At 60.6% G+C, this 26,339-nt stretch carries 32 protein-coding genes; 11 read left to right on the top strand and 21 right to left on the bottom strand.

The window, feature by feature from the left end:
* Positions 1–77: 77 nt before the first annotated feature.
* The 7 genes from PVW27_RS15680 to PVW27_RS15650 all read right to left on the bottom strand — a co-directional run bounded on the left by PVW27_RS15680 (position 78) and on the right by PVW27_RS15650 (position 4,675).
* Positions 78–251 (bottom strand): hypothetical protein, encoded by a 174-nt coding sequence (locus tag PVW27_RS15680; protein ID WP_274559339.1) that lies wholly within the window; start codon positions 249–251, stop codon positions 78–80.
* Between the two features lie 196 nt (positions 252–447).
* Positions 448–1,137, bottom strand: a complete 690-nt coding sequence (locus PVW27_RS15675; protein ID WP_274559337.1) for a DUF6441 family protein — start codon at positions 1,135–1,137, stop codon at positions 448–450.
* 37 nt (positions 1,138–1,174) lie between these two features.
* Positions 1,175–2,662, bottom strand: a complete 1,488-nt coding sequence (locus PVW27_RS15670) for a phage major capsid protein (RefSeq protein ID WP_274559335.1) — start codon at positions 2,660–2,662, stop codon at positions 1,175–1,177.
* Positions 2,655–3,284, bottom strand: coding sequence for a head maturation protease, ClpP-related (locus tag PVW27_RS15665; protein WP_274559333.1), 630 nt, complete (start codon positions 3,282–3,284; stop codon positions 2,655–2,657). The genes PVW27_RS15670 and PVW27_RS15665 overlap by 8 nt, the downstream gene beginning before the upstream one ends.
* On the bottom strand, positions 3,281–3,820 hold the full coding sequence (locus tag PVW27_RS15660) for a hypothetical protein (RefSeq protein WP_274559331.1): 540 nt from the start codon (positions 3,818–3,820) through the stop codon (positions 3,281–3,283). Before PVW27_RS15660 ends, PVW27_RS15665 begins: the two co-directional genes overlap by 4 nt.
* Positions 3,821–3,878: 58 nt before the next feature.
* Entirely contained in the window at positions 3,879–4,298 is a 420-nt protein-coding gene (locus tag PVW27_RS15655; RefSeq protein WP_274559330.1) for a hypothetical protein, read from the bottom strand.
* A 107-nt stretch (positions 4,299–4,405) separates the two neighbouring features.
* Positions 4,406–4,675 (bottom strand): hypothetical protein, encoded by a 270-nt coding sequence (locus tag PVW27_RS15650; RefSeq protein WP_274559328.1) that lies wholly within the window; start codon positions 4,673–4,675, stop codon positions 4,406–4,408.
* Between the two features lie 58 nt (positions 4,676–4,733).
* Here PVW27_RS15650 and PVW27_RS15645 point away from each other — a divergent pair, with 58 nt between their 5' ends.
* Positions 4,734–4,961, top strand: coding sequence for a helix-turn-helix transcriptional regulator (locus PVW27_RS15645; protein ID WP_338019961.1), 228 nt, complete (start codon positions 4,734–4,736; stop codon positions 4,959–4,961).
* Between the two features lie 21 nt (positions 4,962–4,982).
* On the opposite strand, the gene PVW27_RS15640 is transcribed toward PVW27_RS15645, so the two are convergent.
* The 6 genes from PVW27_RS15640 to PVW27_RS15615 all read right to left on the bottom strand — a co-directional run bounded on the left by PVW27_RS15640 (position 4,983) and on the right by PVW27_RS15615 (position 8,475).
* Positions 4,983–5,585: a hypothetical protein gene (locus tag PVW27_RS15640; protein WP_274559409.1), complete on the bottom strand. Its 603-nt coding sequence runs from the start codon at positions 5,583–5,585 to the stop codon at positions 4,983–4,985.
* A 193-nt stretch (positions 5,586–5,778) separates the two neighbouring features.
* A complete protein-coding gene (locus PVW27_RS15635) occupies positions 5,779–5,958 on the bottom strand; it encodes a hypothetical protein (RefSeq protein WP_274559324.1) in 180 nt (59 codons plus the stop codon).
* A 14-nt stretch (positions 5,959–5,972) separates the two neighbouring features.
* A complete protein-coding gene (locus PVW27_RS15630; RefSeq protein WP_274559323.1) occupies positions 5,973–6,248 on the bottom strand; it encodes a hypothetical protein in 276 nt (91 codons plus the stop codon).
* 299 nt (positions 6,249–6,547) lie between these two features.
* The gene (locus PVW27_RS15625; protein ID WP_274559322.1) at positions 6,548–7,699 is read right to left on the bottom strand and encodes an AAA family ATPase; all 1,152 of its coding nucleotides are present in this window, start codon (positions 7,697–7,699) and stop codon (positions 6,548–6,550) included.
* Positions 7,692–8,021, bottom strand: a complete 330-nt coding sequence (locus tag PVW27_RS15620; RefSeq protein ID WP_274559321.1) for a hypothetical protein — start codon at positions 8,019–8,021, stop codon at positions 7,692–7,694. Before PVW27_RS15620 ends, PVW27_RS15625 begins: the two co-directional genes overlap by 8 nt.
* Positions 8,022–8,109: 88 nt before the next feature.
* Positions 8,110–8,475, bottom strand: a complete 366-nt coding sequence (locus PVW27_RS15615) for a hypothetical protein (protein WP_274559320.1) — start codon at positions 8,473–8,475, stop codon at positions 8,110–8,112.
* Positions 8,476–8,887: 412 nt separating this feature from the next.
* Here PVW27_RS15615 and PVW27_RS15610 point away from each other — a divergent pair, with 412 nt between their 5' ends.
* Complete coding sequence (locus tag PVW27_RS15610) at positions 8,888–9,748, top strand: DUF305 domain-containing protein (protein ID WP_274559318.1); 861 nt, start codon at positions 8,888–8,890, stop codon at positions 9,746–9,748.
* A gap of 30 nt (positions 9,749–9,778) precedes the next feature.
* Positions 9,779–10,540 (top strand): glutaredoxin family protein, encoded by a 762-nt coding sequence (locus tag PVW27_RS15605; protein WP_274559316.1) that lies wholly within the window; start codon positions 9,779–9,781, stop codon positions 10,538–10,540.
* Between the two features lie 11 nt (positions 10,541–10,551).
* Here PVW27_RS15605 and phoB read toward each other — a convergent pair whose 3' ends face one another.
* The 6 genes from phoB to PVW27_RS15575 all read right to left on the bottom strand — a co-directional run bounded on the left by phoB (position 10,552) and on the right by PVW27_RS15575 (position 16,790).
* Positions 10,552–11,241 carry a phosphate regulon transcriptional regulator PhoB gene (gene phoB / locus PVW27_RS15600; RefSeq protein ID WP_274559313.1) on the bottom strand — a complete coding sequence of 230 codons (690 nt, stop codon included), beginning with the start codon at positions 11,239–11,241 and terminating at the stop codon, positions 10,552–10,554.
* Between the two features lie 4 nt (positions 11,242–11,245).
* Positions 11,246–11,968, bottom strand: coding sequence for a phosphate signaling complex protein PhoU (phoU, locus tag PVW27_RS15595; RefSeq protein WP_274559311.1), 723 nt, complete (start codon positions 11,966–11,968; stop codon positions 11,246–11,248).
* Between the two features lie 53 nt (positions 11,969–12,021).
* Positions 12,022–12,819: a phosphate ABC transporter ATP-binding protein PstB gene (gene pstB, locus PVW27_RS15590; protein WP_274559309.1), complete on the bottom strand. Its 798-nt coding sequence runs from the start codon at positions 12,817–12,819 to the stop codon at positions 12,022–12,024.
* A 23-nt stretch (positions 12,820–12,842) separates the two neighbouring features.
* Positions 12,843–14,207, bottom strand: coding sequence for a phosphate ABC transporter permease PstA (pstA, locus tag PVW27_RS15585; protein ID WP_274559307.1), 1,365 nt, complete (start codon positions 14,205–14,207; stop codon positions 12,843–12,845).
* A complete protein-coding gene (gene pstC / locus PVW27_RS15580) occupies positions 14,204–15,661 on the bottom strand; it encodes a phosphate ABC transporter permease subunit PstC (protein WP_274559305.1) in 1,458 nt (485 codons plus the stop codon). The genes pstA and pstC overlap by 4 nt, the downstream gene beginning before the upstream one ends.
* A 76-nt stretch (positions 15,662–15,737) precedes the next feature.
* Positions 15,738–16,790, bottom strand: coding sequence for a PstS family phosphate ABC transporter substrate-binding protein (locus PVW27_RS15575; RefSeq protein ID WP_274559303.1), 1,053 nt, complete (start codon positions 16,788–16,790; stop codon positions 15,738–15,740).
* Positions 16,791–17,008: 218 nt separating this feature from the next.
* Here PVW27_RS15575 and PVW27_RS15570 point away from each other — a divergent pair, with 218 nt between their 5' ends.
* Together PVW27_RS15570 and PVW27_RS15565 are read left to right on the top strand one after the other, a co-directional pair.
* Complete coding sequence (locus PVW27_RS15570) at positions 17,009–18,085, top strand: glycosyltransferase family 4 protein (RefSeq protein WP_338019960.1); 1,077 nt, start codon at positions 17,009–17,011, stop codon at positions 18,083–18,085.
* The gene (locus PVW27_RS15565; protein ID WP_274559301.1) at positions 18,082–18,891 is read left to right on the top strand and encodes an inositol monophosphatase family protein; all 810 of its coding nucleotides are present in this window, start codon (positions 18,082–18,084) and stop codon (positions 18,889–18,891) included. Before PVW27_RS15570 ends, PVW27_RS15565 begins: the two co-directional genes overlap by 4 nt.
* On the opposite strand, the gene PVW27_RS15560 is transcribed toward PVW27_RS15565, so the two are convergent.
* On the bottom strand, positions 18,870–19,532 hold the full coding sequence (locus PVW27_RS15560; RefSeq protein WP_274559299.1) for an FkbM family methyltransferase: 663 nt from the start codon (positions 19,530–19,532) through the stop codon (positions 18,870–18,872). The two genes, PVW27_RS15565 and PVW27_RS15560, sit on opposite strands and share 22 nt — an antisense overlap.
* A gap of 261 nt (positions 19,533–19,793) precedes the next feature.
* Here PVW27_RS15560 and ribA point away from each other — a divergent pair, with 261 nt between their 5' ends.
* Genes ribA through PVW27_RS15530 form a run of 6 tightly spaced genes read left to right on the top strand, consistent with a single transcriptional unit; the run spans position 19,794 to position 24,736 of the window.
* A complete protein-coding gene (ribA, locus tag PVW27_RS15555) occupies positions 19,794–20,945 on the top strand; it encodes a GTP cyclohydrolase II (protein WP_432762054.1) in 1,152 nt (383 codons plus the stop codon).
* Complete coding sequence (locus tag PVW27_RS15550; protein ID WP_274559297.1) at positions 20,942–21,886, top strand: zinc-dependent alcohol dehydrogenase; 945 nt, start codon at positions 20,942–20,944, stop codon at positions 21,884–21,886. Before ribA ends, PVW27_RS15550 begins: the two co-directional genes overlap by 4 nt.
* Positions 21,887–21,920: 34 nt before the next feature.
* On the top strand, positions 21,921–22,316 hold the full coding sequence (locus tag PVW27_RS15545; protein WP_274559295.1) for a 6-pyruvoyl trahydropterin synthase family protein: 396 nt from the start codon (positions 21,921–21,923) through the stop codon (positions 22,314–22,316).
* A 3-nt stretch (positions 22,317–22,319) separates the two neighbouring features.
* Complete coding sequence (locus tag PVW27_RS15540; RefSeq protein ID WP_274559294.1) at positions 22,320–23,093, top strand: class I SAM-dependent methyltransferase; 774 nt, start codon at positions 22,320–22,322, stop codon at positions 23,091–23,093.
* 22 nt (positions 23,094–23,115) lie between these two features.
* Complete coding sequence (locus PVW27_RS15535; protein ID WP_274559293.1) at positions 23,116–23,961, top strand: RibD family protein; 846 nt, start codon at positions 23,116–23,118, stop codon at positions 23,959–23,961.
* Between the two features lie 7 nt (positions 23,962–23,968).
* A complete protein-coding gene (locus PVW27_RS15530) occupies positions 23,969–24,736 on the top strand; it encodes an endonuclease/exonuclease/phosphatase family protein (RefSeq protein WP_274559292.1) in 768 nt (255 codons plus the stop codon).
* Here the strand turns inward: PVW27_RS15530 and mdoH are convergent.
* Positions 24,699–26,321 carry a glucans biosynthesis glucosyltransferase MdoH gene (mdoH, locus tag PVW27_RS15525; protein ID WP_274559291.1) on the bottom strand — a complete coding sequence of 541 codons (1,623 nt, stop codon included), beginning with the start codon at positions 26,319–26,321 and terminating at the stop codon, positions 24,699–24,701. The two genes, PVW27_RS15530 and mdoH, sit on opposite strands and share 38 nt — an antisense overlap.
* Between the last annotated feature and the right edge of the window lie 18 nt (positions 26,322–26,339).

The following is a 26,339-nucleotide window of genomic DNA, read 5'->3' as shown; positions in this document are numbered from 1 at the left end:
GCCCTTGCGAAACCTCCACCGCCGTTTCCCGTGCCGGTCGGTATACGGCGATGCGTTGGGGAATTGTCTCCGGTGCTTCATGCCTTGTCCCATGGGTTTTCAGAGCCGTCCTGGTCACGCTCGGTCGAATAGACAACAACCTTGCCGTCGCGGCCAATCTCAGTGCGCACAACCGGGATCCCAGCATCGCGATGCGCTTTGAGGATGCGGGTCAGCGCCGATTGAGTGATTGCTGCGCTCTGATTTGCCATCTTCTGGATCCCGTCTTGCGGTTTCAATTTTTCCGGGTGTTTCGCATCCCATCAGACCGAGGCGGGGGGAGGATGCGAAACTGTTGTTCGAGGCCCGGCCCTCGAGCCAAAGGAGCCCCCCGCTCGGCTGGCGTCCCGAAGACCCAAAAGCACCAGCCGGTTCCGTGGCGTGACACCCAAAAGGGTGCCCCGCTGTTCAATCGAACCTGTCAGGGTTCAGACTCTTGAGATAGAGATTTGGCAGATCGTCACGCGCCTTCTGCACAATCTCCGTGATGTTGAACTTCTTCGGAATTCGGATCGTGTCGATTCCCGTGAACAAAGGAACTGCCACGGTGATGCCCTGCCCCGCCGCACCCTTGCGCAGCATTTGGGGGCGCACCTTGTAAGGGGGGCCAGCCTTGAGAGTTGCCTTGCCCACCGTCATTTTCGCCGCCAGCACCTCGACCCCATTCTTCGCCTTGATCGGGAAGAGTGGACCGATCGCCGCCGTGAAATTCTCCGGCGTCATGGTCTTGCGGTTGACCTTTTTGGGCGTGGTAGACAGCGGGATCCAGAGCTTCGGTTTGCCCCGAACGGTTGCGCCGCTCTCGAAAACATCGGCATAGGGAATCTTGTGGTGGATCACAGCGGCGGCATTCATGCTGTCGCCTTTCTTCGGATACACATCAACGCGCAGGGCGTTCTCCCACCGCTTGGAAAAGCCCGCGGCGCTGATGGACTGCCGGGCATCAGTCTTGACCTTGTCGGCGGCTGTCCGCAGGGCTTCGGTGCTGGCTTGCGCAATAGGCTTGGAAAGCCCGCGCATAGCTTCTGCGAACTGGCCAGGCTTGGGGTTGTATCTTAGACGCAATGACATGGCAGGTCCTCCAAGAAGCTGTTGCAAGGGACCAGGCGCGACGATCGCGCCTGGTCAAACCGGATCACGCGCCGGGGTTGCGGAACCAGGTTGCGGTTTCGATGAAACGCGCGTCCAGCGCCCAGGTCAGACGAAACTCCATCCCGAGGGTATTCCAGCCTGCACGGGATTCGACACGCGGGTTGCGCTGGCCTTCCAGGAAGGCGTGGGCAAGGCCATCGTAGCGCGTGGGGTTACCGATCAGATACCAAGCGGCATCGTCGGTCAGACCCGGCTCCACGATGATTTCCAGAGTGCCGCTGAACGGGTTCACATCATCCGACTTTGCAGCGTTGATCTGTGCCACGACCTGCTGCGCGGCCGTTTCCAGCTCGGCCGGCACAACCAGCGCCCAAGGATCCACCGGGCGCAACTCGCCTTTCAGGCCCTTCTGTTTCCGCATGGACAGACGCGCCGCCGACACCGTGTCGATCGTGATCGTCGCGCCGGTGGCGGCAAGGTTCCCATGATCAAGGTGGAACATTGTTTTGCCATCGGCCATGAACTGCCCGTTGCCGCTGTTCGCCTGAATGGGTGCCAGCAGCACATGACGCAGGCGCTCAATCGCGCCCTCGGTCATCTTGCCGGAAATCCCGCTCATGAGGCGCAGAGCTGTGGAGTCGTTCTGCAGTGCCTGGTTCGAGATGTTGAAGCCGCTCGCAAAGTCGCGGACGGTTGGCAATGCCTCGCCTTTCTCTTCAAGCGTCACGAACTTGATCTCGCCACCCTCCAGCACCTCTTGCGGCATCCCGGACGCAGACAGCGAAAGCGCGTTGCCGCTACGGTAGTCTTCGCGGGCGACCTCATGTGAAGCCCGCACCAGATCAGGCATCCGCTGCTCGATCTGCCGCGCAACGTCATTGGAAATTGCGCCTTCAATGATCAGGGGAAAGTCGGACGTAGTGTGTGCCGCCATCCGGATTGCTTCGGCGTGATCGAACGGCTTGAGGCCAGCGTTGCGACAAACCTGCATCGCAATTTCCGCGATCGTGAACTGTGCGGCTGCGCGGCCCATGGCCGTTGCTTCTTTCGGGTTCAGCCGCGCGGCCAGACCTTCCGACATTTTGGCGACGAAGCCATGTCCGCCTTCCCACGAATGGCCGATCATATCGAAACCCTTCAGGCCATCCATGCTGGAACCAACATGATGCGGCGGCTGATTCTCAATTTCCTTTCGGGTGCGATCTGCCCGCGCATCGATCGCCGCTCCGCCCATGATAGCGTAGAGTGATTGAGGATCGAAATCGCCGCGCGCAGGAATCGCTTCCAACGCCGCCCGAACACCGGCCATGCGCTCTTCCGCATTCAGATGGGGCGGGTTCGCAATGTTGCCCTTACTCCAGCCCTCCAACGTGTCAGCGATGACTGCTACTGCTTCATCGAAGCGCGCAGCGGTCAACTTCGGCTCATTCGCTGCCATATCAGCGATTTCAAGGGGGATATTGGCCTTCATGGCGATCTTGCGCATTTGCGCCACACGGCGCGCGCTCGGCTCGAAAATATCGTCAAGCATCGGTGCTTTCCTTTTTGCTTGCATCAGGCGAGACGGTCGCCCATCCGTTTTTCTGCGCCATGCGCACCAGGTGCGCGGGTGCGTGGCGGAACCTGCCGTAATCGAACTTGGCATAGGCCACCGGATCTTCTCCCCCCTCGATCCGGTCACAGAAATTCAGGGCCAGCGCCTCTTCGGCGGACAGCCATGTTTCGTCTTTCATCCAACTCCTGATGGACTTCTCGGAATTGCCGGTCAGACGCGCATAGGCGGCGGCATAGATCCCGGTGAACTTGTCCAGGGTGTCCGCTGCGTCCCGAAAGTCCTGCGATGTGCCAAAGGCCATCGATGCAGGCTCATGGATCATCACGATCGCGTCGCGGTGCATCACGACTTCCCGGCCCCCCAGCATCAGCAGGGATGCCGCGCTCGCTGCCATGCCGATCACCCGGCAGGTTGCGTTGCCGTGACGCTCGATCTCGGCCAGCATGGCCGCGCCATCAATCGCACTGCCGCCGGGCGAATTGATGATGATCTCTGGCGCGGCTGGCGCCGGGTTGGCGCGCAGATAGTTTCCCAGAGGTCCAGGGCGGCAGTTTTCATCGAAACCGATCTCGCCCATGATCATGAAAGGTTCGATCACAGCTTTGCCTCCGGGTCATGAGCAAAGTCTGCTTCTGGCAGCCCCATTTTTTCCGCTCGGTTGCGGATGAACTCTGCCGCTCTGGACGCGTTGGCCAGAAACACCCTGACAGGCCGATCAAAGCCTTCGGTCCGCATCTTCGAACCCTCATCCTCCATCCAAGCTGAAAGATTCTCGATCTCGCCAACAAACCACGCCGAACGCCGATCCGTCTGCTTCTGGCTTTCAGCCTCAAAGATTACGACACCAACCCACCATTCAGTCGGCTCGATCTGTTTCAAAGGGTGTCGAGGAAAGCGACCGATGATGTTGGCGACCACTTTGCAGGCGTAGCTCGTCGGAAGGCCTCCATGCTCATCATCACCCTCACGCTCTCTGCCGATCAGATCGAGCATCAGCCGAAGCCGAAACGCCTCATCCAGTGAATACGCCTTCCGGCCTTTGTCAGTCTCAAAGGGCAGTTGCTGCCTTTGCTCCAAGAGATCGAAACGTCTCGGGTGAACATCTGCACAACGGGCAATTGCGGCACGTTTCATTGATCGGGACTCCTTTACATCGCTTGAAGAAAGTTAAGGCACATCGATGTGTTCATCGTCAATGCTTTTTCTTCTGTTGATGTAAAATAGACCGCTGTATTGCTGCCGACTCGTCATCCTGAACTGGTTCTGAAAAAACCTGTCGTGCGGTGGCCATTGCATCCCCGAGATAGTCACGCATGCCGCGACTGGGGTATTTTGGCTCACTTTCACGCTCAAGCTGCTCCGCTTGGTGAACCAACACGTCCATTTCTTTTAGGACGATCTCCAGGACGTGGTGGATCGGATTCATCGGGCTTTCGCGCTTGTGGACATTTGGGTCATCGAACGCGAGGCCTTCACACGCGCGGACAAGCGCCTCGATCTTGTAGATCTGTTCTTTCAGACTCCCGGCATCCGTGTGGATCTTTTGACTATCGACTTCGCGATGGATGACGTCATCGTCTTTCCTTGGTCCATCATGGAAGAAATTTGACATTAGGCTCATCTCCTTTTGTAAGTTTTCATCGCTTGATGAACCTTAGGGCACGTCCAAGCGTTCATCGTCAAGGCTTTTCTTCAAGCGATGTATTTTGGCGGACTTGATTAGGTGCTGACGCGGTGTCCGAGACAGTCCAAATCCTTGCGGATGACTGAAATCAGCTCGATCATTGAACCTTGACCACTGTCACGCCCGCCCTCGATCAGAACGTCATTGTGCCAAATCAACTTCTCCAAAGCTTCTACCAGCGCCTCGATCCTGAAAACCTGTTCGTCAAGCGCCCCGGCTTCGATTGTCATTGGATGCTGAAAGGGTTTGGTTCTCGCGACGGTGGGAAAGCCTTCTCCGATCGCGCAGGCGCGTTCATTCGTCATTGTCATGTTCTCCTGTTAGGTGTTATGGTGACAAACGCACCATAACAGAGGGATCGCCGTGGTGACAAGTGCACAAATTCGCGCTGCGCGAGCCTTACTGAATTGGACTGTCAGAGACTTGGCAGATCGCGCAGGTGTCCATCGAAACACGGTCACAAGGGCGGAAACAGACGCCACCGGGCCGGGACATGCTCAAGAGGCCATTCGCAAGGCGATTGAAGATGCGGGTGTGCAATTCATCGAACCCAATGGCGGCGGCGCTGGCGTCCGGCTGAAAAAGCCCTGACATGCCCGTCAGAACGATCCGTTAAATATCTTCTGCCAGCTCCACCTCGGACATTTCCGCAGCATCCGCCAGCTCCTCCAGGGCGGCGCTACGCTCGTCCCGATGGTCGCGCCATGCCTCGACCATTATCTGGCGGACGGTCCTGAAATCTACCCCGAGCTTGTCGGCCACCATCCGAGATCCATAGCGCATCGCTGATTCGAATTGCGCGATCTCCTGGGCGACCAGCCGCGTGGTTGCTCTTGCCGCCTCTGAAGCCAGCACATAGCGCCCCTCGGACTCTGCATTGATCCGGCGCAGGCGGCGGGTTTCCTCTTGCGCCTTCTGGGTCCGCACCGCCTCGTAGCTGTCAGGATCAACTCCACTCTTGCTTTCAGCAGACGGCGCACTCTCGATCGAGGCCGTGCCCAGGTCGCGGATCGCGGCCTTTGTCGCAGCTCCGTTGCCCATGAGCTGGCCGGGATCGAGCCGCTTGCCCAGAGCCTCGGCAGACTTTGCCAGGTCGAAACGGCGAAAGTGGCCTTCACCGTCATAGCACCCCGTGAGCTTGCCCTCTTTCACCCATTGGTGCACCCGCTGCTTCGAAACGCCGAAGATCCTTGCAAGCTCTGATCCGGTCACCATTTTCAAGCTTTCCTGCGTCAAGTGTCTGAAATGTCTAGTCTTTTTTCGTGGTCAAGAGGTGAAAACACATCGGGCCCTTGCTACCCTCATACGTTTTTCGGGTCGGAAGGACCCGAGGCCCGGCGAATTTCTCGCCGAACTTTTCGCAGTGTGAACACATCGGTCCGCTGCTATCGCGATGCTGCGCCCCCTTCTATCCATCTCCACCGACTTGCAGGAGCTGATCGATGCTGCTGTCGTGCAGCTCCGCCAGCGAGCAGCCCAAACGATCGGCCAACACTTGCTTGGCCTCCACGCTCATGCCCGCCAGTGCCGCGTCCGCATTAGCGCACCATTCATCCAACAGTTTCTTGGTTGCATCGTCCACCTTCATTCCTCCGAACTCCATCACGCTCGACCCGCTGGCGTTGCAGTAGCCAGCGGGAAGGCCCGCTCATATGCTTCCCTGCTTGGCAGATGTTCGACCCGCTCTGCAGCTTGCCGCGCAGCCAGAGCCGCCATTGGCCCACCGTAGGTTTCCGCAATCGCGGCCATTGTGTGCGCGTGCATCGCAGCCAGGACGATCTGCAGAGGAACACCATGAGCGAGCACCAGCTCGACTGCCAACTTGCGTGTCGCCTCGTTTACCACTTCCATCATCTCGCCGTGCTTCTTCTCAGTCATCTCGACCTCCAATCGTTTGTCCGGCCCTGCGGTTTTTGCTGGGCGTGTCCCGTGGGGAGGGATGGACCCCCCCCTAAAGGGGGGTGTCCATACCCCCACCCGGCCCGGTCCACAAAACGCCGTGAACCTTGGACCGGCCCAAGACCGGCCCGAGAGGGTGAAGCGGTTTTAACTATTAAAAACATTGTGTTACTCCTTTCCGGCCCTGACCGGCCCGACCCGGCCCGGAAGTCTGGGGCCGGGTGTTTTCTGACGTCCGGCCCTGACCGGCCCTGACCGGCCCGAGATGTCAGGGCCGGTCATCGATCTACCTTAAAAACAAGGTTATCACGCACCAGAACAAGCCCGGCATCGATCAGTTGATCACGACACTTTCGGAAGGTCCGGCCCCGTGTTTCGCGGTCATCCGACGACGACACCGCACCGACTTCCATACAGGCTTCGCGCCATTCTTCGAACTGGACGCAGGGCGTCCCCGGCAGGCTGGCGGCGCGCACCACCTTGCCTTTCTCCGACAGCACCCTGTCGAGAACGGACAGCGCACCCTGTGCCGCTTCCGTCACCACCACGCGGCCCGCATCTGCGTTGTCCACTGGCTCGACAAGACATGTCGTGATCTGATCGCCGTCCTGATCCCTTCCAAGATCCACCTGGCGCAGTTGATAGTTGAACTTGTAGCCGGTCGGCCCGTCCCGCTGTTTCGTCACCTCGGCGGTGATGATCCCCAGGTCATCCCGCTTCAGCTCGATCTCTGTATCGATCGCAGCGCGCAGCGATGAACTGCCCCGCGCGCCCCTGGTCGTATCCTTGCCGGTATGATGAACCAGCATCACATGTGCCCCGGTCGCGCGCCGGATCAGGTCGAGGTTGCGCACCAGGTCGGCAATGTCCGGCGTATGATTTTCATCGAGGCCACCCATCACCCGCGCCAGCGTGTCGATCACGATCAGGTCAAAGTTGCCGCCCCCGACCGCGCCCAGATGCTGCATCACCTCGGCCAGAGGTGCGGCTTGGCTTCCCTGTCCCGTCAACGTGATCGCGGTCGACAGAAGAAAGAATTTCGGATCGTCCAGGGCGGCAATCCGGTTGTTGAGACTGGCCCCGCCTTCCGCGCCGATGTAGAGCACCCGCCCCTCACTGACCCGCCTGCCGCCCCATGGTAGACCCTTGGCGACATGGTGCGCGATGTTCAGCACCAGAAACGACTTGCCCACGTTGGACGGCCCATAGACCACCGAAACCGCGCCCCGGTCCAACCATCCTTTGACCAGATAGGGCCGGTCGAGCTGCGGCGTGATATCACCTGCCCAGACCACGCGGGCTAGAAGGTCCTTAGCCTTCGGCTTGAGCTTTTCCCGATCCTTTCGCAGCGGCGTGACGTTCTGGTTTTCCGGCTCGATCGCCTCACCCGTGCCAAGCAAGCGGCGCACCTCGTCAAATTCTTCACTCATGGCCCGCCCCCGTCATCTGCAGGATCAGACCGCGCAGCGCAGGCATGGCGCGCCAGAAGCCCGCGCGGCCCGTCCAGAAGCGGGCATCTTCGGCCAGCTTGCCTCGCTCATGGCTGCAGCCGTCATGTCGAGTGAGATCGTCCAGGGCGGCGGCCAGTATCTGCCGCGCATCTTCCGGGTGCGCCGCATAGATCGCCAAGGCCAGCTTTTGGGCGGCGTCCTGCCGGATCAGGCTTTCCGCCTTGCGCGCGGCCCCCACACGCCCCCGTGCTCGGCGTCGCACCGATGCCAGATCGGTCATATGTCGATCGTGCTTCATCATGCGGCCCTCTCTGTCAGCAGGGCCACGATCAGACGCGCCTGTGCCTCTGTCAGGCCATAGCGCCGCTGCAGGCGGGTAATGTGCCAGCTCATGCCGCCACCCCCTGCACATGCGCCAGAAAGGCGGCGCGATCGCGCTCTGACAGTCGGGTGTAGCAGGCAAGGGCGTATGCTTTGCGCTCCTGGACGGTTGCCAGATCGGCCCAAGACTCCGCCTCATCCATGATCCCGAGAAAGGGCGCACCTGGCATCCCCGCGTTGCGCAGGGCCACCCGCGCCACCAGCTCGGCATCTGCCGCGTCCATCGACCACAAGGCGGCATAGGCCAGCGATCCCCGCTCTTGTCGTGTCAGGCGCGCAGCAAGGATCGCCCCGACTGCCGTCCAGCCGTTCGAAGTGTCGAGGGTCAGGGCATAGCCGATCACCCGCGCGGCGCGCTCATGGTTGCGGCTCAAAAAGATTTGCGTTGATTCGGTTGCGATGATCGGGCTATTTTCACTGTGAGACTGAACCCGTTTCACATCCTCACCAGCCCCGCGATCCGTTGCCTCGGACGCGGGGTTTTTCATTGCCTGATCAGGCTTCAAACGGTTCGCCAAACCCGCAAAATCGTCTTTGTTTTCAAAGGCGCATTTTTCGGGGTTCGGCACCGCAAGCGATTGTTCTATATCGCTTCTTTCTGTTCTGCACGGCTCACCACTAAATTCAAAGGCTTGGGCAGAAACGCCCGAGCCTTTTGTTTTTCCTGGGGTGCTGCATGGACCCCGGGCTTATGTGAATTCAACCGATAGTCCAGGCTCTTTGGAACCCATGGCGGCGGAGGGCGTTTGTCCTGTGTTGGAATAGCCTCGAAGGAGGGACGATGACATGTCCTATGCCCGCTTCGGTTTGATGATCTTCACGTCCACTGTCGTGATGTTCGTGCTGATGTATCTGAACACCTACGCGTGGGAGCACGTCTTCTTCTCGGAGACGAGAACATACATGGCGATCATGATGGGGGCAGTCATGGCTGTCATCATGCTGGCCTTTATGCTGGGCATGTACGAAAACAAAGGTCTGAACATCGCGATCTTCGCGGCGGCGATCATCCTGTTCGGCGCGACTCTCTGGCTTGTGCGGAGTCAGGTCACGGTCTCGGGGGCAAGTTATATGCGGGCCATGATTCCGCATCACTCCATTGCGGTCATGACATCGGAACGGGCAGGAATCACGGATGCGCGTGTGCGCAAGATGGCCGACGAAATCATTGAGGCGCAGCGCCGAGAGATCGCCGAAATGCGCTATCTCATCGGACAAACCGTGACTGGTGAAGTGACCGACAGTGTCTATGAGGACCCGGAAGCCAAACCCGGCAGCCTGTCCGACGCATTGTCAAATACTTTGATCAGCCAACTTGATCTTGCACCGATTTCGGAGGCTGAGGCGCAACAGGTGCTTTCAAGCCGCGCATCCTGCACATTCAATCGCAGTCCCGAATCCGATCCGATCCTGTGGGGCGACAAGGCTGGCCCGGCCGCCATCAAGCTGAACGGTGTCCTTATCGGTCTGGACCCCGGAGATGATCCGCAGGCGGGTGCGGCCGCGTTTGCTTCCGATGGTATTTCAGTCGCAGTTCAGCCTTTGGGCGAGGAGGCGGACTGGCGCCAGAATGCCGATTTGGTGTTCACCCTCGCCGAGGGTTTGCGCGTTGGCTACCGCGGCTTCTTTGCCTGCAAGCCGGGATAACCTGCAAAAGCTGTCCCGAAAGGAAGACGAATGAACGCTCAGAACTCCGACCGAACAGCCATACTCTACCGCATGGTGATGCCTGATCATGTGTGCCCCTTCGGTCTCAAGTCCAAGGATCTGCTTGAACGGCACGGTTTCACGGTCGAGGATCATCACCTTGAGACGCGAGAGCAGACCGAGGCTTTCAAGCAGAAGCATGATGTCGAGACAACACCGCAAACCTTCATTGGCACGGACCGGATCGGTGGCCACGACGCTCTGCGCGCATATTTCGGGAAAGCGGTCAAGACCGACGAAGACACGTCCTATGAGCCGGTCATTGCGATTTTTCTGGTCGCCGCGTTGATGGCCTTGGCAGTTACTTGGTTTGTTTTCGGCACGGTTTTCAACATGCGCGCGGTCGAGTGGTTCATTTCCATCAGCATGTGCATCCTCGCCATTCAGAAACTGCAAGATGTCGAAGCGTTCTCAACCATGTATCTGAACTATGACCTGCTGGCGCGCCGCTGGGTGCGTTATGCCTATCTCTACCCCTTCGGAGAAGCGCTGGCCGGTATCCTGATGATTGCAGGGGCTTTGATCTGGATTGCCGCACCCGTGGCGTTGTTCATCGGGACGGTCGGTGCAGTATCTGTATTCAAGGCCGTCTACATCGACAAACGATCCCTGAAATGCGCCTGCGTCGGTGGTTCAAGCAATGTCCCGCTGGGCTTTGTCTCGCTGACCGAGAATATCATGATGATCGTCATGGCGCTCTGGATGTCCTACCGGGTTTTCTGGCCGAACTGACAAGGACGCCGTCAGCCCAGCGCATATCCTGCACCGCGCACGGTGCGCAGCGGGTCAGTGCCGCCGTGGATGGTCAGGGCCTTGCGCAACCGTCCGATGTGGACATCAACCGTGCGCGTATCGACATAGATGTCTCGTCCCCAGACGCGGTCCAGAAGCTGCTCGCGGCTCCAGACCCTGCCTGGTTTCTCCATGAATGTGGACAACAGGCGAAACTCGGTCGGCCCCAGTTTCAGAGGTTTGTCTGACCGTGTGACCCGGTGGGTTTCGCTGTCCAGCACGATGTCTTCATATTCAAGCCGCCCACCCACCGTTGAAGGACGGGTCCGGCGCAACTGGGCACGCACCCGCGCCATCAGTTCGACAACGGAATAGGGCTTGATGACATAGTCATCGGCACCGGTCTCCAGTCCGCGAACCTTGTCCACCTCTTCGGACCGCGCCGACAACATGATGACCGGCACGCCGCGCGTATCGGCCCGCATCTTCAACTGGCGGCACACCTCGATCCCCGAGACATTGGGCAGCATCCAGTCCAGAACGATCAGATCGGGCGCTTCCTCGGCGATCAGCAGCAAGGCTTCCTCTCCGTTTTCGGCACGGCTGACCCGGAAACCTTCCGCCTCAAGATTATAGGCCAGAACCTCGCGTTGCGCAGGCTCGTCTTCGACGATCAGGACGGTGGGTTGATCGGCGGCCATCGTTTCAGCCTTTCACATCCGGCATGGTGAAGGACACATTGTCCCCCTTGGGTCTCTGATCCTCGGGCATGTCGCCGGTGACCAGATAGACGACCTGCTCGGCAATCGAGGTGACATGGTCCCCCATGCGTTCGGTGTTCTTGGCGATGAAATGCAGATGCATGCAGGCCGTGATATTGCGCGGGTCTTCCATCATGAAGGTCAGGAACTCGCGGAACAGGGCGTTATACATCTGGTCCACGTCGCGGTCGCGCTGAATCACGTCAAGTGCCAGCTCGGCATCGCGGTGGATATAGGCGTCCAGCGCGTCCTTGAGCATCATCTGCACCTCGCGGGCCATGCGGCGCAGGGCGGCGTGACTGCCGTTGATCGGGCTCATCTGCACCAGAACCGAGGTGCGTTTGGCCATATTTTTCGCATAGTCCCCGATGCGTTCAAGGTTGGCGCTGATCTTCATCACCGACAACACAACGCGCAGGTCTATCGCAGTTGGCGCACGCAAGGCAATCACGCGGGCGGCGGTTTCGTTGATCAACTCTTCCAGCTCATCAATGGCGCGGTCGCCAGCGCGGACCTTCTCGGCCAGTTCCTCGTCCCGATCAGCCAGCGATTGGGCGGCATCAAGGATCGCGGCCTCGACCAGCCCGCCCATCTTGATGATCTGGCCCTGAATACCTTCCAGGTCGCGGTCAAAGGCCGAGGCGATATGTTGCGTGCTGTCGGACATGGGATCAGTCTTCCTGTTCTCTGGATCGCCCCTCGCAGGGCGTGATCTCGGGATCAGCCGATACGGCCGGTGATATAGCTTTCGGTGCGCGGATCGGACGGGTTGGTGAAAATTGTGCTGGTGTCGCCATATTCCACCAGACTGCCCAGATGGAAAAAGGCTGTCTTCTGGCTGACCCGGGCAGCCTGCTGCATCGAGTGGGTGACAATCACGACCGAGAAGCTGGCCCGCAGTTCGTCGATCAGTTCTTCGACTTGCGCGGTGGCGATGGGATCGAGAGCCGAGCAGGGCTCGTCCATCAGCAGCACCTCGGGCGAGGTGGCGATAGCCCGCGCGATACAAAGTCGCTGTTGCTGACCACCCGACAGGCCGGTGCCCGCCTCGTTCAGACGATCCTTGACCTCGTTCCACAATGCGGCTTTTCGCAAGCTTTCTTCGACGACCTGATCCAGTTCCGTTTTGGAGCGTGTCAGCCCGTGGATCTTGGGGCCGTAGGATACATTGTCATAGATCGACTTGGGGAACGGGTTCGGCTTCTGGAACACCATGCCCACCTTGGCACGCAACTGCACCGGATCGACGCGCTTGTCATAGATATTCTCGCCGTCCAACAGGATCTCGCCCTGAACGCGCGCGCTGGCTACGGTGTCGTTCATCCGGTTGAAACACCGCAGGAAGGTGGATTTGCCGCAACCCGAAGGCCCGATGAAGGCAGTCACGGTATTGTCGAGGATGTCGACATTCACATCTTTCAGCGCCTGCTTGTCGCCGTAGTAGACCTGCACGCCGCGTGCGGTGATCTTGGTGGTATTCTGGGTCAATCTCGTCTCCGGTGTTGGCGCGTCATACATGGCTGTCTGTCCTGTCCGATGGGTTACCAACGCCGCTCGAACTTGCGCCGCAATACGATGGCGACGATGTTCATCACGACGAGGAAGGCCAGCAGGACGATGATCGCACCTGCCGAGCGTTCGATAAAGGCGGGATCCGAGCGTGAGGCCCAGGAATAGACTTGCACAGGCAGGGCGGTGGCGGGGTCAAGCATCCCTCCGTCCAGCGGTCCAGCGGGATAGTTAGCCACAAAGGCGACCATGCCGATCAGCAAAAGCGGTGCCGTTTCTCCCAGTGCCGAGGCCAGGCCAAGGATCGTTCCGGTCATGATGCCTGGCGCGGCAAGCGGCAGCACATGGTGGAACACGGTCTGCATTTTCGATGCACCCACGCCCAGCGCCGCGTCGCGGATCGAGGGCGGCACGGCACGGATCGCAGCACGGGTTGCGATGATGATCGTTGGCAAGGTCATCAAGGTCAGCACGAGCGCACCCACCAGCGGGCTTGATTGCGGAAACTTGGCAAAGTTGATGAAGATCGCCAAACCAAGGATACCATAAACGATCGAAGGCACCGCAGCGAGGTTCGAGATATTCACCTCGATCAGGTCGGTCCAGCGGTTCTTCGGCGCGAATTCCTCGAGATAGATCGAGGCTGCTACGCCAAGCGGCAACACCATGATCACCACAAGAAACATCATATAGGCAGAACCGATCATGGCCACACCCAGACCGGCCGCCTCGGGCCGTTGGTCCGAGGCATCGGGCGCGGTCAGAAAGCTCCAGTTGAACTTGGCCGACAGGATGCCTTCGTCGATCATGCGGTCAGCCAGATCAAGCTGTGCCACCGAGATGTTCGTGTCCCGTTCGGCGGTGTCACGGGTCACGCGACCCTTGATGTAGCCGTCGATTCGTCCCGTCGCGAAGCCCTCGAAACGGATTGTCTGGCCCAACAGGTCAGGGTTATCCAACACCATGTTCCGCAGACGCGCCGGGGTGTCGCGTGAGATGAAAGCCGCAATGTCCTTGTCATCGACCCCCTCGGTCGAGATATCGCGTTCCGCCAGATAGGCGACCAGTTGCTGGTTCAGAAGGTTGGTGTAGCCAATTGTGGTCACACGCATCATTTCGTCACGTTCGCGGTTCCCCCTGGGGTCCAGTCGCTCGGGGTCCAGCGTCACGGGAAAAGTGAAAGTGGCTTGCTTGAAGGCCGAAACCCCGTCGCTGAAGATTGTCCACAGCATGACGGCCAGAACCGAAAGGCTGACACAGATCGCGGCGATCCCGTAGGCCTTGAACCGCGTCTCGGCGGCATTGCGCTTTTTCATCAACGCGGTCTGCGTCAGCAATGAGGATGCGTGCGGAACCGGTGCGGATGCCGGGACATTGGCGGAAGTGGCGTCGGTCATTCGTATTGCTCCCGGTATTTGCGCACGACCCAAAGGGCAAAGATGTTCAGGCCCAGCGTGATGACGAAAAGCGTCATGCCAAGGGCAAAGGCCACCAAAGTCTCGGGCGAATTGAACTCGGTATCGCCGGTCAACTGACTGACGATCTTGACGGTGATCGTCGTCATCGCCTCGAACGGGTTGAGGTCAAGTTTGGCAGCGGCCCCAGCACCCATCGTCACAATCATCGTCTCGCCAATGGCGCGGCTGGCGGCCAGAAGGATGGCCCCCACAATTCCTGGAAGGGCCGCAGGCAGGATCACCTGCCGCACGGTTTCGGATTTGGTCGCGCCCAAGCCATAAGAGCCGTCACGCAGCGATTGCGGCACAGCGTTAATGATGTCGTCGGCAAGTGACGAAATGAACGGGATGTTCAACACACCGATCACCAACCCGGCCGTCATGACCGACGAGCCTGAAGACCCAAGCCCCGTTGGCACTGCGAACCAGTCGCGCAGGAAGGGGCCAACGGTCACAAGCGCGAACAGGCCGAAGACAACGGTTGGGATGCCCGCGATCACCTCGATCAGCGGCTTGACGATCGAACGGACACGCGGGCTGGCATACTCGGCCAGATAGATCGCGGTAAACAGACCGGTGGGGACCGCGACGATCATCGCCACAAGGCTGATGTAGAGCGTGCCCCAAAGCAGCGGCAAAAGGCCAAGCTGGCTGTTGCCCTGAAAACTGGGCTGCCATGTGAGGCCGAAAAGGAAATCCTTGAATGGATACATCGAGGCGAAGCGGATCGTCTCGGACAGCATCGACAAAACGATCCCGATCGTCGTCAGGATCGCGATGGTCGAAGCCATGATCAAAACACCCAGGATCACACCTTCCACACGGTTGCGCGCGCGGAAATCTCCATTGGTGATGCGCAAGGCATAGAGCAGTCCCGCTACAGCCACGATCAGCGTCAAAACACTCCGCCATAGGCCGCCGTTTGCAGCAAGCTGCCGATAGGCTTGCGACGCTTCCAGAACCTGCGGGGTCACGTCGGCGCCAAGGGCCACGCCAACGCCGGCCAGGCGTTCACGGATCGATCCGTCCGCACTTAAGCTTGCAGCATCAGTCTCGCTCAAGGCCCCTGCGGCCACGGCGACATCAAGCCCTTCGGCGACGCGACGCACATCGGCCATCAAGAGGATACGCTGGCTGTTATTCTCGAATTGCTCGGTAGGGAAGTACCCCGAAAGCTGGCGTTCGATGATAAGCGGTTGAGCGATCAGCCAGAGCGTCAGAACGGCAATCGCTGGCAGAAAGGCCATGATGGCCCCGTGCCAGGCGTAATAGTTCGGAAGTGAATGGAGTCGTCGGGTATTCCCCTCGACCGAAGCCAGAGCACGCCGTCGCCCCAGAACGAAACCTGCAATCGCGAGAACCCCAAGAACAATGATCAGCAACAGGATTGGCATGGTGGTTCCCGGAGATGAGAGGCAGAGGTAGCGCCAGCCCCCGGACCATGATCCGGAGGCTGGCAGATGTGTCAGATCAGTTCAGCGGACCCATCGGAGTGCGGTTGGCGACCATCTCTTGTGTCGCAGCCAGCTCTGGGTCGGACACAAGACCGTACTGGGCCAGCGGACCATCGGGACCAGCCATGTCGTCGGACACGAAGAACTCGATATATTCCTGCAGGCCGGGGATCACATCCAGATGCGCCATTTTCACATAAAAGAACAGCGGACGGGATACCGGATACTCACCCGAAGCGATGGATTCTGTCGACGGCGTGATGCCGCCCATGGTGCCGACGCGCAGCTTGTCGGTGTTGTTCTGGTAGAAGGACAGACCGAACACGCCGATGGCTTTCTTGTCGGCTTCCAGACGGGCCAGGGTTTCGGTGTAGTCGCCGTCGATGTCCACGTTGCGGCCATCGGTGCGCAGCTTGGTGCATTCGCCATTGGCGACGCGGGATTTGGCGCGATCGTCGTCGCCCTCTGCCGTTGCGAGGAACAGGTCGTAAGCGCCTGTTTCCTTGCAGCCAGCAATAATCACACGCTCGTCGAACACTTCACGGGTGCCGTGCTTGGTGCCGGGCGACAGGACCAGAATTTCTTGCGCGGGCATCGCGTTGTTGAAATCGGACCACTGGGAATAGGGGTTCGCGACAATGGCACCGTCGACCGCAACCTGTGCAGCCAAAGCGTTATAGATGTCAGCCGGGGTAAAAGCGAACGCGGGGCCGTTCACATCGGATGCAAAGACGATTCCGTCATAGCCGAAGCGGACTTCCATCACCTCGGTCACACCATTTGCCGCGCAGGTGTCCAGGTCTTTCTGGGTGATGCGCGAGGACGAGTTGGCGATATCGACAGTGTTGGTGCCCACGCCTTCGCACATCTTGGCGCGGCCTGCACCCGAGCCTCCGCCTTCCACGACCGGGGTCGGGAAATCGAAGTTTTCGCCAAACGCTTCGGCGACGATCGTCGAATAAGGCAGAACGGTGGATGAACCGGTGACTTGCACATTGTCGCGTGCCATGGCGGTGGTTGCCGAGACGGCAGCGATGGCCAGCACGGAGGCGGACAGTTTGACGGTCATGGAAAACTCCTGATACCTTTGGGTTTCGATCACCCGATCGGCGATCTCGGCCCAGTGCCTAGTCACCCGGCACAACGCTTCTATGAACCTTTTGTAAACCTTTTATGACAATGCGGTCCGAGTTGATTTTCGTCACACGGGTCTGACAGGACTTGCCTGCAAGCGCGCAGGCCCTAGGCTCCGCATCCCTGACGCACACCAAGATCGGCACCATTTTCATGACAATGCAGGCCCCATCCGCAGCCCTGGCCTTGCCGGGTGACATCACCACGCTGACGGGCGGGTATATCTATGACCGGCTCTTGCTCGAGGAATTGCGCGCGGCGGGGCGCGATATGACACTGGTGCAATTGCCGGATGGGTTTCCATTTCCCACAGACCGCGCGATGACAGAGGCGCTGAATGCGCTGCAAGAACTGCCCGCCGATTGCCCTGTCATCATCGACGGATTGGCCTTTGGCGCGTTGACCACTGACGGGGTTGCAAGAATCAAGGCACCCATCGTGGCACTGGTCCATCATCCTCTGGCGCTGGAAAGCGGGCTGCCCGAGGATCAGCAACGGATGCTCTGGCAAACCGAGCGGGATAATTTGCGCCATGCGGCACAGGTTCTTGTCCCCAGCCCGCACACCCGCGCCATCCTGATCGAGCGGTATGATGTTCCCGCCGACCGCGTCCATGTCGCGCTGCCGGGAATCGCACAGCCAAAACATCAATCGATCACACCCGAGGCGCATGATGGCCCGCCGCTGATCCTTTCGGTCGGTATCCTGCATCCCCGCAAGGGACATGATGTGCTGATCGACGCACTGGCGCGGCTTGCGGATCTGGACTGGCAGGCCGTCATCGTGGGCAATCCATGGGAAAAGGGCCATTCTGCCGCGCTTCAGGACAGGATCAACACTTTCGGATTGGCCGCGCGGATTCGTCTTGCAGGACGGGTCTCGCCTGAGGAACTGGACAGGCTTTATCGGCAGGCCAAGGTTTTCGCATTGGCGACCCGCTACGAAGGCTATGGGATCGTGTTCAACGAGGCGCTTGTCCATGGGCTGCCCATCGTGTCTTGCCGAACGGGAGCAGTGCCGGACACCGTGCCGGCGGACGCAGGCTTGTTGGTTGAGCGTGACGATCCCACTGCTTTTGCCGCAGCAATGAGAACCCTTCTGTCGGACAGCGCCCGGCACGCCGCAATGGCCACAGCCGCCAGACAAAAGGGTGCCTCTCTTGCCTCATGGGCCGACACCGCGCGCGTTGCGGGCAATGCCATTGATGCCGCAGCCCGGAGTCGCACATGATTGAAGTTGCGCAAGATGCCGCTGATCTGACGCTCGCTCTGAAAGCCGCTGATGACGCTGGTCAGATATTGATGCGCCATTGGTCCGACCGAGCCAACCTGACTGTCCAGACCAAACGAGCGGGCGACTTTCTGTCTCAGGCCGATCTCGAGGCGGAAGCTTGCCTGAAAACCACCTTGCTGGGGGCGCGTCCGGGGGATGGATGGCTGGGTGAAGAAACCGGTGCCTCTGCCCCCGCCAGCCGTCGCTGGATCGTCGATCCGCTGGACGGCACCACAAACTTCCTGCGCGGGATTCCCCATTGGGCCGTGTCCATCGCGCTTGAGGTCGATGGCCTGCGCCGCATTGGCGTTGTGCACGATCCGGTGAAGGCCGAGACCTTTTCGGCCAGTCTCGGTCAAGGCGCGCATCTGAACGGTGCACCTATCTCCGCTTCAAGAACCGAAAGCCTGTCTTCGGCCCTGTTCGGCACGGGGATACCCTTTGGGGACATGGCCCATATCGACGACCACGCCGCCGATATTGGCCGACTGATGCCGCATTGCGCCGGAGTGCGCCGTATGGGGGCTGCGGCGCTGGATCTGGCCTATGTGGCCACCGGTCGGCTGGACGGCTTCTGGGAGCGCCGCCTGCAACAATGGGATATCGCTGCTGGATTGGTCATCCTGCATGAATCCGGTGCGCGGACAGCCGCCCTTGATCCCCACGATCGGCCCGAACGGTCCGGCACTGTGCTGACGGCCAATCCTGTCGTGTTCGACGCATTCGCGGAACTACTGCGCGGTCAGCCATCAAGCCGCGCGTAAAGATCACCTGATGGACCATCGGCAGCCAGACCCTTCAACCAGGTCCGCGTCGATTCCGCATCGCGCCAGTCATCCCACAGAAAACGACCCGATTCACCCCGGACCGGATTGAACCTGTAGGACCCAAGCTGTTGCAGCCGGTCGATCACGGACAGGGTCAGATCAGGGAGTCCGGGCAGATATTCGACCGAGACCATCTCGACCGGTTGGCTGAGGCCGGACAGCACTTCCAGCTCAAAGCCTTCCACGTCGATCTTGACATAGCGTGGCAGACCTTCCTCGGCGATCAATCGGTCCAGGGTTGTTACTTGCACCCGTTGAACCCGGTCCCACCGGACATGACCAAAACCGGGGGCAGACCCGGCCTCATCCGCAAAGCCCGCCTTCAGAGACGAAACCGTGGGATGCAGCGAAGACACCGCCATCTCCGCAACGGTCTCCACGCCGCCGGCCGCCGCTTCGACCAGACGGACATCACGCGGCAGGGTCCGGCGCAGAAATGTCGAGAAAGGTTCCTGCGGTTCCAGCGCCACGACCCTTGCCCCTGCGGCGCGCATGGCCCGCGCTCTTGTGCCGACATGTGCGCCGACATCGAAGACAAGATCACCGGGGCGCAGCAGATCGCGATAGAAGCGACGCAACGGACCCGTCCTCACCGGATTGTGATAGATCACGAGTGAACGCAACAAACCAAGCCAAGTTGTCAGGGCCAAGCCACGTCTCCTCTGGTGATGTGGAAAAAACTCAAGAAGTGTTCACATAGTGCAACTTAGCCAAGGTCCAGACCGTGTAAGCATAAGATCGCGCACGACCTGACGATAACCGCCGAAATACAACGCATGGGCTTGTCTGCGGTTTTGTAACACTACGTTGACGGTGATATCTGGAATCCTGGTTACGACATGAATGCACTGAGACCTGCTCGCGTGGCGGAAAATCCTGCCACGTCCCTTCTGGCGCCCAGCGCCCTCGAACGTCTGATGCGCCTCAAGGGTGATCTCCGGCTGGGGCTTCCTGTTGTCCTGACGGGGGACAGTATGGCCTGCCTTGTTGTCCCCCTCGAAACGCTGAGTGTCGATCGCTACGCGGCCTTGATGGCGGGTGGCGCGGCTGCACAGGTGATCCTGACGCGCAACCGAGCGGCAGCACTGGATATAACCGATCTGCCCGAGACGGATGTGGTGGCCTTTCCTTTGCCCGTGCAGCTTGGGCTTGAAGGGGTGCTGGCTTTGGCTGATCCGACACGCGCCGCGCCGCGTGGCATGGTCCATCCGGTGGAAAGATCCCGGCCTCGCCTGATGCCGGGCAACACGATCCATCATGCGGCCATCGCCTTGGCGAAATCCTCTCAGCTGTTGCCCGCAGCCTTGGTGCTTTCGGTCGAAGATGGATTGGCCGAGGCTGTGCGGCACGGTCTCTCCATTATGGAGGCAGGCGTGATCCTGGCCGAACTGACCCGGGCTCGCGTGCAACATCCTGTCGCCTCCGCCCGGCTGCCGATGGCCGCGCATGAAACCGGACGCGTGCACGTCTATCGCCCGGATGATGGCGGGATCGAGCATTATGCGATCGAGATCGGCACACCCGACCGGACCGCGCCGGTTCTGGTCCGTCTTCACTCGGCCTGTTTCACGGGCGACGTTTTGGGAAGCCTGAAATGTGATTGCGGCCCGCAACTGCACGCCGCCACTGCCGCCATGGCCGAAGAGGGAGGCGGGGTCCTTCTCTACCTCAATCAGGAAGGGCGTGGGATCGGTCTGGCGAACAAGATGCGCGCTTATGCCCTTCAGGATCAGGGTTTTGATACCGTAGAGGCCAACCACCACCTCGGCTTTGATGACGATGAACGCGATTTCCGCATTGGTTCGGCCCTTCTGGCGCGGTTGGGAATTGCTGCGGTCCGCTTGCTGACGAACAATCCGGCCAAGGTCGCGATGTTGCAGGCGCAGGGTATCACCGTGGCGGAACGGGTGCCGTTGCAGGTGGGGCAGACGGCGCAGAACGCGCGTTATCTGGCCACCAAGGCCGCGAAGTCGGGACATCTGCTGAAATGACCGCCGAAGCTCTATGGTGCGTGGCCCCGGACAGGGTCGAGATCAGACCCGGCCAGATCGGTGAGGGGGTCTTGGTCGAGGCGTTGTTCTCGGGCATCAGTCGGGGCACCGAACGGCTTGTAGCGGCGGGCCGCGTTCCGGCATCGGAATACAGCCGCATGCGCGGTCCGGGGATGGAGGGAGATTTCCCCTATCCGGTCAAGTATGGATATTGCAGCGTCGGACGTGTTGTCGAAGGACCGCTGAAGGGGCGCGCAGTCTTTGCCCTGTTTCCCCATCAGACACGTTATCGCTTGCCCGAGACCGCACTGACTCCGCTGCCGGACCAGCTTCCACCTGAAAGGGCGGTGCTTGCTGCAAATATGGAAACCGCGCTCACGATCCTTTGGGACAGTGGCGCAGGTGCCGGGGACCGTATCGCCGTGATCGGTGCCGGTGTGGTCGGCGCGCTGGTGGCCAGCCTTGCCGCGCGCTTGCCGGGGACCGAGGTCACCTTGGTGGATATCAACCAAGACCGAACCGGTCTTGCAAAGTCACTTGGCGCAGACTTCGCCCTGCCGGATGCCGCACCGCAAGACTGTGATGTCGTCATTCACACCAGCGCGTCCGAGTCTGGACTGACGCTGGCATTGTCCCTCGCCGGGCAGGAAGGCACGGTTGTCGAGGCCAGCTGGCACGGCGACGGGCCGGTATCGGTGCCGCTGGGCGGGGCGTTCCACAGTCGCCGCCTGCGTCTGATCAGTTCACAAGTCGGGAACATCCCGGCCCAGCGCCTTCCACGCTGGAGCTATGGCCGCCGTCTTGCCAAGGCGCTTGACCTTCTGTGCGATGATCGCCTTGACGTACTGATTTCCGGAGAGACCGACTTTGCCGAGCTGCCCGACTCCTACGCCGGCATTCTGGCCGCGCCGGGAACTCTTTGCCACCGCATCCGTTATTGAACGCAACTACTGAACGTCCCCCGAAGGAGCCCAAATGTACGCCGTCGAAGTCCGTGACCATATCATGATCGCCCATTCATTTCCCTCGCCTCTGTTCGGGCCAGCTCAGGGGATGCACGGCGCGACATTCACTGTAGACGCGGCTTTCTTCGCGGATGACATCGACGAGCATGGCTTGGTCGTCGATATCGGGCTGGCGATCGAAGCATTGGCCGCCGTTCTGGAACCGCTGCGCTACAAGAACCTGGACGAGGTGCCACAGTTTAAGAACATCTTCACGACGACCGAGTTCCTGTCAGGGCACATCTTCCGCGAGATGGCCGCCAAGGTGCGCGCCGGTGCGCTCAAGGACGCGGGCCGCGTCAAGAAACTGCGTATCACCCTTCACGAAAGCCACTTGGCGCGCGGCTGGTTTGAGGCGGAGATCTGATCCATGGGCTTTTCCGCCGACTGGCTGGCCCTGCGTGAACCCGCCGACCATGCGGCGCGGGACCCCTCCTTGTTGTCGGCAGCGGCGGATGCAGCGGGCCTCAAACCTGTGATCGTTGATCTGGGCTGCGGCACCGGATCGACGATCCGCGCCTTTGCCGGGCATCTGGCGGCACCGGCAAGCTGGCGACTGGTGGACAACGACCCCGAACTTCTGACCATTGCCGCCGACGCTGCAGGTCAGCGGGCCACGACCCATCGGATCGACCTGCGCGATCTGGACTCTCTGCCGCTTGAGGGAGCAAGCCTAGTCACCGCCTCGGCCTTGCTGGACCTGTGCTCGCGCAACTGGGTAGCGAGGCTGGCAGAGCGTCTGTCCGCACATGGCCTGCCTTTCTACGCGGCACTCAATTATGATGGTATCATGCGGTGGTCTCCTGCCGACACCGATGACGCTGCGGTCACGCTTGCGTTCAACCGCCACCAACGCGGCGACAAGGGTTTCGGTCCGGCCCTCGGCCCTGACGCTGCCGCCGTGATCGCCGAAGTCTTCGGAGCGGCTGGCTACGACATTGTCGAAGCCGACAGCCCGTGGCGTTTGACCAAGAATCACGCCGCCCTGCACCGCGAACTGCTGCAGGGTATCGCACAGGCCGCGCATGAGGCCGGTGAATCCGCGGCCAAGACATGGGGGGCCGCGCGAACAAGCGCGGCGGATACCGCGATTTGCCATATTGGCCACCGTGACCTTCTGGCTTTGCCGAAGGGAACGGCATGACCCACAACCAAGGAGGACAGCGATGCACAACGTGACCGTGACCCCCGATGTCTGGGACCGTATCCTTGCCGTCCGTGCCGGTCGGGCTTGCCCCTGTTGTGGTGACTGGTCCGACGGTGAACGTGCGGCATTGGCCCTCTATGGGCCGCTTGCCCGGCGTGATCTTGGTCCTGTGACGGTGGCCCAGATCGGCCAGTCACTTGATGGGCGTGTGGCGACAGTGGCGGGTGATGCGCGCGACGTATCGGGCCCCGACGGACTGGCCCATCTGCACCGGATGCGCGCCTTGGTCGATGGCGTGGTGATCGGCGTAGGAACTGCCCTGCATGACAATCCGCGTCTGACCGTGCGACTGTGCAGCGGCCCGAACCCGGCGCGGATCGTGATCGACCCCAAGGGCCGCCTGCCGGATGACGCCCCCGCTCTGCGTGCGGATGGCACGCGCCGTTTCGTGATCCAGGCGGTCGAGCGTCCCCGCCCCACAGGGGTAGAGGTGATCCGTCTGCCGCAGATTGACGGCACATTCCGTCCGCGCGCCATTCTGAGCGCCTTGCATGACGCGGGTCTGTCGACCCTGTTGATCGAAGGTGGCGGTATCACCATTTCGACATTTCTCGAGGCCGGGTTACTGACGCGGATGCAGGTTGCAGTCGCGCCCCTGCTGATCGGGGCAGGGCCTGCGGCGCTGACCACAGCGTCACCGCGTCTGAAACTGGCTGATTGCATCCGCCCGGATATGCGTGTTTTTGCGCTGGGCACGGATGTTCTTTTTGACTGTGGCCTCTCACCCCAGGCCAGCGCGGCCCTGCTGCCCGTTCATGACAGCGCACAAGCGGTGCCACGTCGCGCAGCGTCGTTTCTGTCCTGATGAACGGATGAACACGGATACCGATCCCACGCTGACCTGCGTCAGTTGGAATATCCATCGCGGCAAGGGCAATGATGGACGCGTCGATCCAGTCCGCACCGCAGATGTCCTGCTGTCAGAGGTGGCACTGCCGGGAACAGGTATCCTTGTGCTACAGGAGGCTGATGAGGACGTCCGCCCTCATCGCGGTTTTCTGGACATACCAAGGATCGAGGCTGCCACCGGTCTGCGCCACGCCCATGCGGCGTTGCACTTGCGTTGGGGACCTGAAAGTCACGGGTTTCTGGGCATCATTCTGTTCATGGCCCCGGATATCCAGATCGAGGATGCCGTTCTTCTGGACCTGCCCGGTCACTGCCACCGGGGCGCTGTCGTGATCGACGCCATGCATCACGGGCGACCGTTTCGGGTAATCGGCACGCATCTGTCTTTGGGCCAGCCCGCGCGGATCGCACAGATGCGGGTGATCGGACAGCATCTGCGCCGCCGGTCAGACCGACAAACAGTCTTGATCGGTGACCTGAACGAATGGCGGCCTTGGGGCGGATTGGCCCTGTCACCACGCCTTCTGGGGCAAGCGCTTCTGGGACCTGCCTGCCCGAGTTTTCCGGTCGGACGCCCGTTTCTGCCGTTGGACCGCATTCTGACGACGGCACCCGGTCGGGTCGAAGATATGCGCGCCCTTGACGGACCGGGCATCCGCGCGGCCTCGGACCACCGGCCTGTCGCAGCCAATGTCAGGTTGCGGGGGTCGGCTCCATCCGACGGGGCCTGACACCGTTCATCCAGCGGATCAAAACAGGAGCGACGATCATCGGTCCGGCCACCGGGGCAATCCAGACGGCCGCCACCGGGTTCAGAGTGACGACGAGGGCGGTCAGCGTCAGCCCGACCACTGCCTCGGGCAATCCTTGTGGCAGAGTGATCCCGACCCGGTTCGGTCGCTTCCACCCACAGTCCCGCCCCGCCAGAACCGACAGAACGGCACCGGTGTGATGCAGCATCACGATCGGGGCAAGCAGGCTCGACACCGCCAGTTCTCCGGCAAAAGCTTTGAGCGCGATGCGCCTGCGCCACACAGTCGAGCGGGGACCCATCAGTCGCCAGACACCGCAGAACTTCGGCACCATCAGAACACCTAGGATCATGGCAAAGGGAAGCCCGCTTTCCATCATCACAAGGCCCGATCCCATCAGAACAACCAATGCAAGCCAGACAGGAGCCGCCAGAAAGCTGAAGATCCCCGAGGCAATGTGCAATCGACTGAGAGGATGCAACCCTGGCCACCCGATCAGACGGATATGTTGCAGATTCCCCTGGCACCAGCGCCGGTTCCGTTGGTGGAATTCGGCCAGCTCCTGCGGCCCGTCCTCGGCACTTCCCGCTGAATCGGGGTCGAATTCCACCGTCCATCCGGTGCCGCGGATGATGGCGGCCTCGATGAAATCATGACTCAGGATGTCGCCACCAAAAGGCGCGCGACCCGATAGACGTGGCAGATGCGCGGCCTTGGCAAAGGCAGCGGTGCGGATCAGCGCGTTATGGCCCCAGTAGTTTGCCGTATCCGCAGCCCATACAGCCAGACCTGTTGCGAAAGGTGGCCCCAGCAGGCGCGACGCTGTCCGTTGCACCTGTCCGAAACGGCTGCGGGCTGGCGCCAATGTCATTCCCGCCTGCAAAAGGCCAAGCGATGGTGTGCTCTCCATCTTCCAGATCATCCGGGCGATCCGTGCCCCGCTCATCCGACTGTCCGCATCAAGCACAAGCATGGTAGCGTAATCGCCGCCTTCCCGGTCATACCATTCGGCGATATTGCCGGGCTTTCTGCCCGTGTTGTCGGTCCTGCGTCGATATCGGATCAATCCATTGGCAATCAATGGTCTCAGGGCGGCCTCTTCGGCCGAAACCGCGTCCTCCCCGAACGTGTCGGACAGGACGATCAGGCGTGTATGTGTCTCTAACCCTGCGTCCTTGAGTTGTCGGGACAATGCGATCAGACGTGAGGCGACTGCCTTGGGATCTTCACGGCACAGGAGCAGCAGGATCGCACTAAGCCCACTTGGCACCCACCCATGCGGTGGTTTGGGGCTGGCCGGTGCCGCACAGATCAATCCGGTCAGCGCAGTTGCCGCCCCGCCTGCAATCCACAAAAGACTGGGCAGGATCAAGGCCATCGCAAGAACGGCCCAAGCCGTCCACTCTGACACGAAAGCCGCGACAGCGAGACCAGTGATCACGGTGATGCCAAGGGTCAGCACAGCAAAAAAAGGACGGGCCCACGGTATCGCGGGACGTGCAGGGTCTGCACGGCTTAAACGATACGCGCGCAAGATATCCGACTGTCGGGCCTGATAGGTCACGGGCAGGGTCTGTCCTTT

The sequence above is a fragment of the Seohaeicola sp. 4SK31 genome (genome assembly GCF_028802875.1).
Lineage (GTDB): Bacteria > Pseudomonadota > Alphaproteobacteria > Rhodobacterales > Rhodobacteraceae > Seohaeicola.
This window is presented reverse-complemented; position numbering and strand designations above follow the sequence as displayed.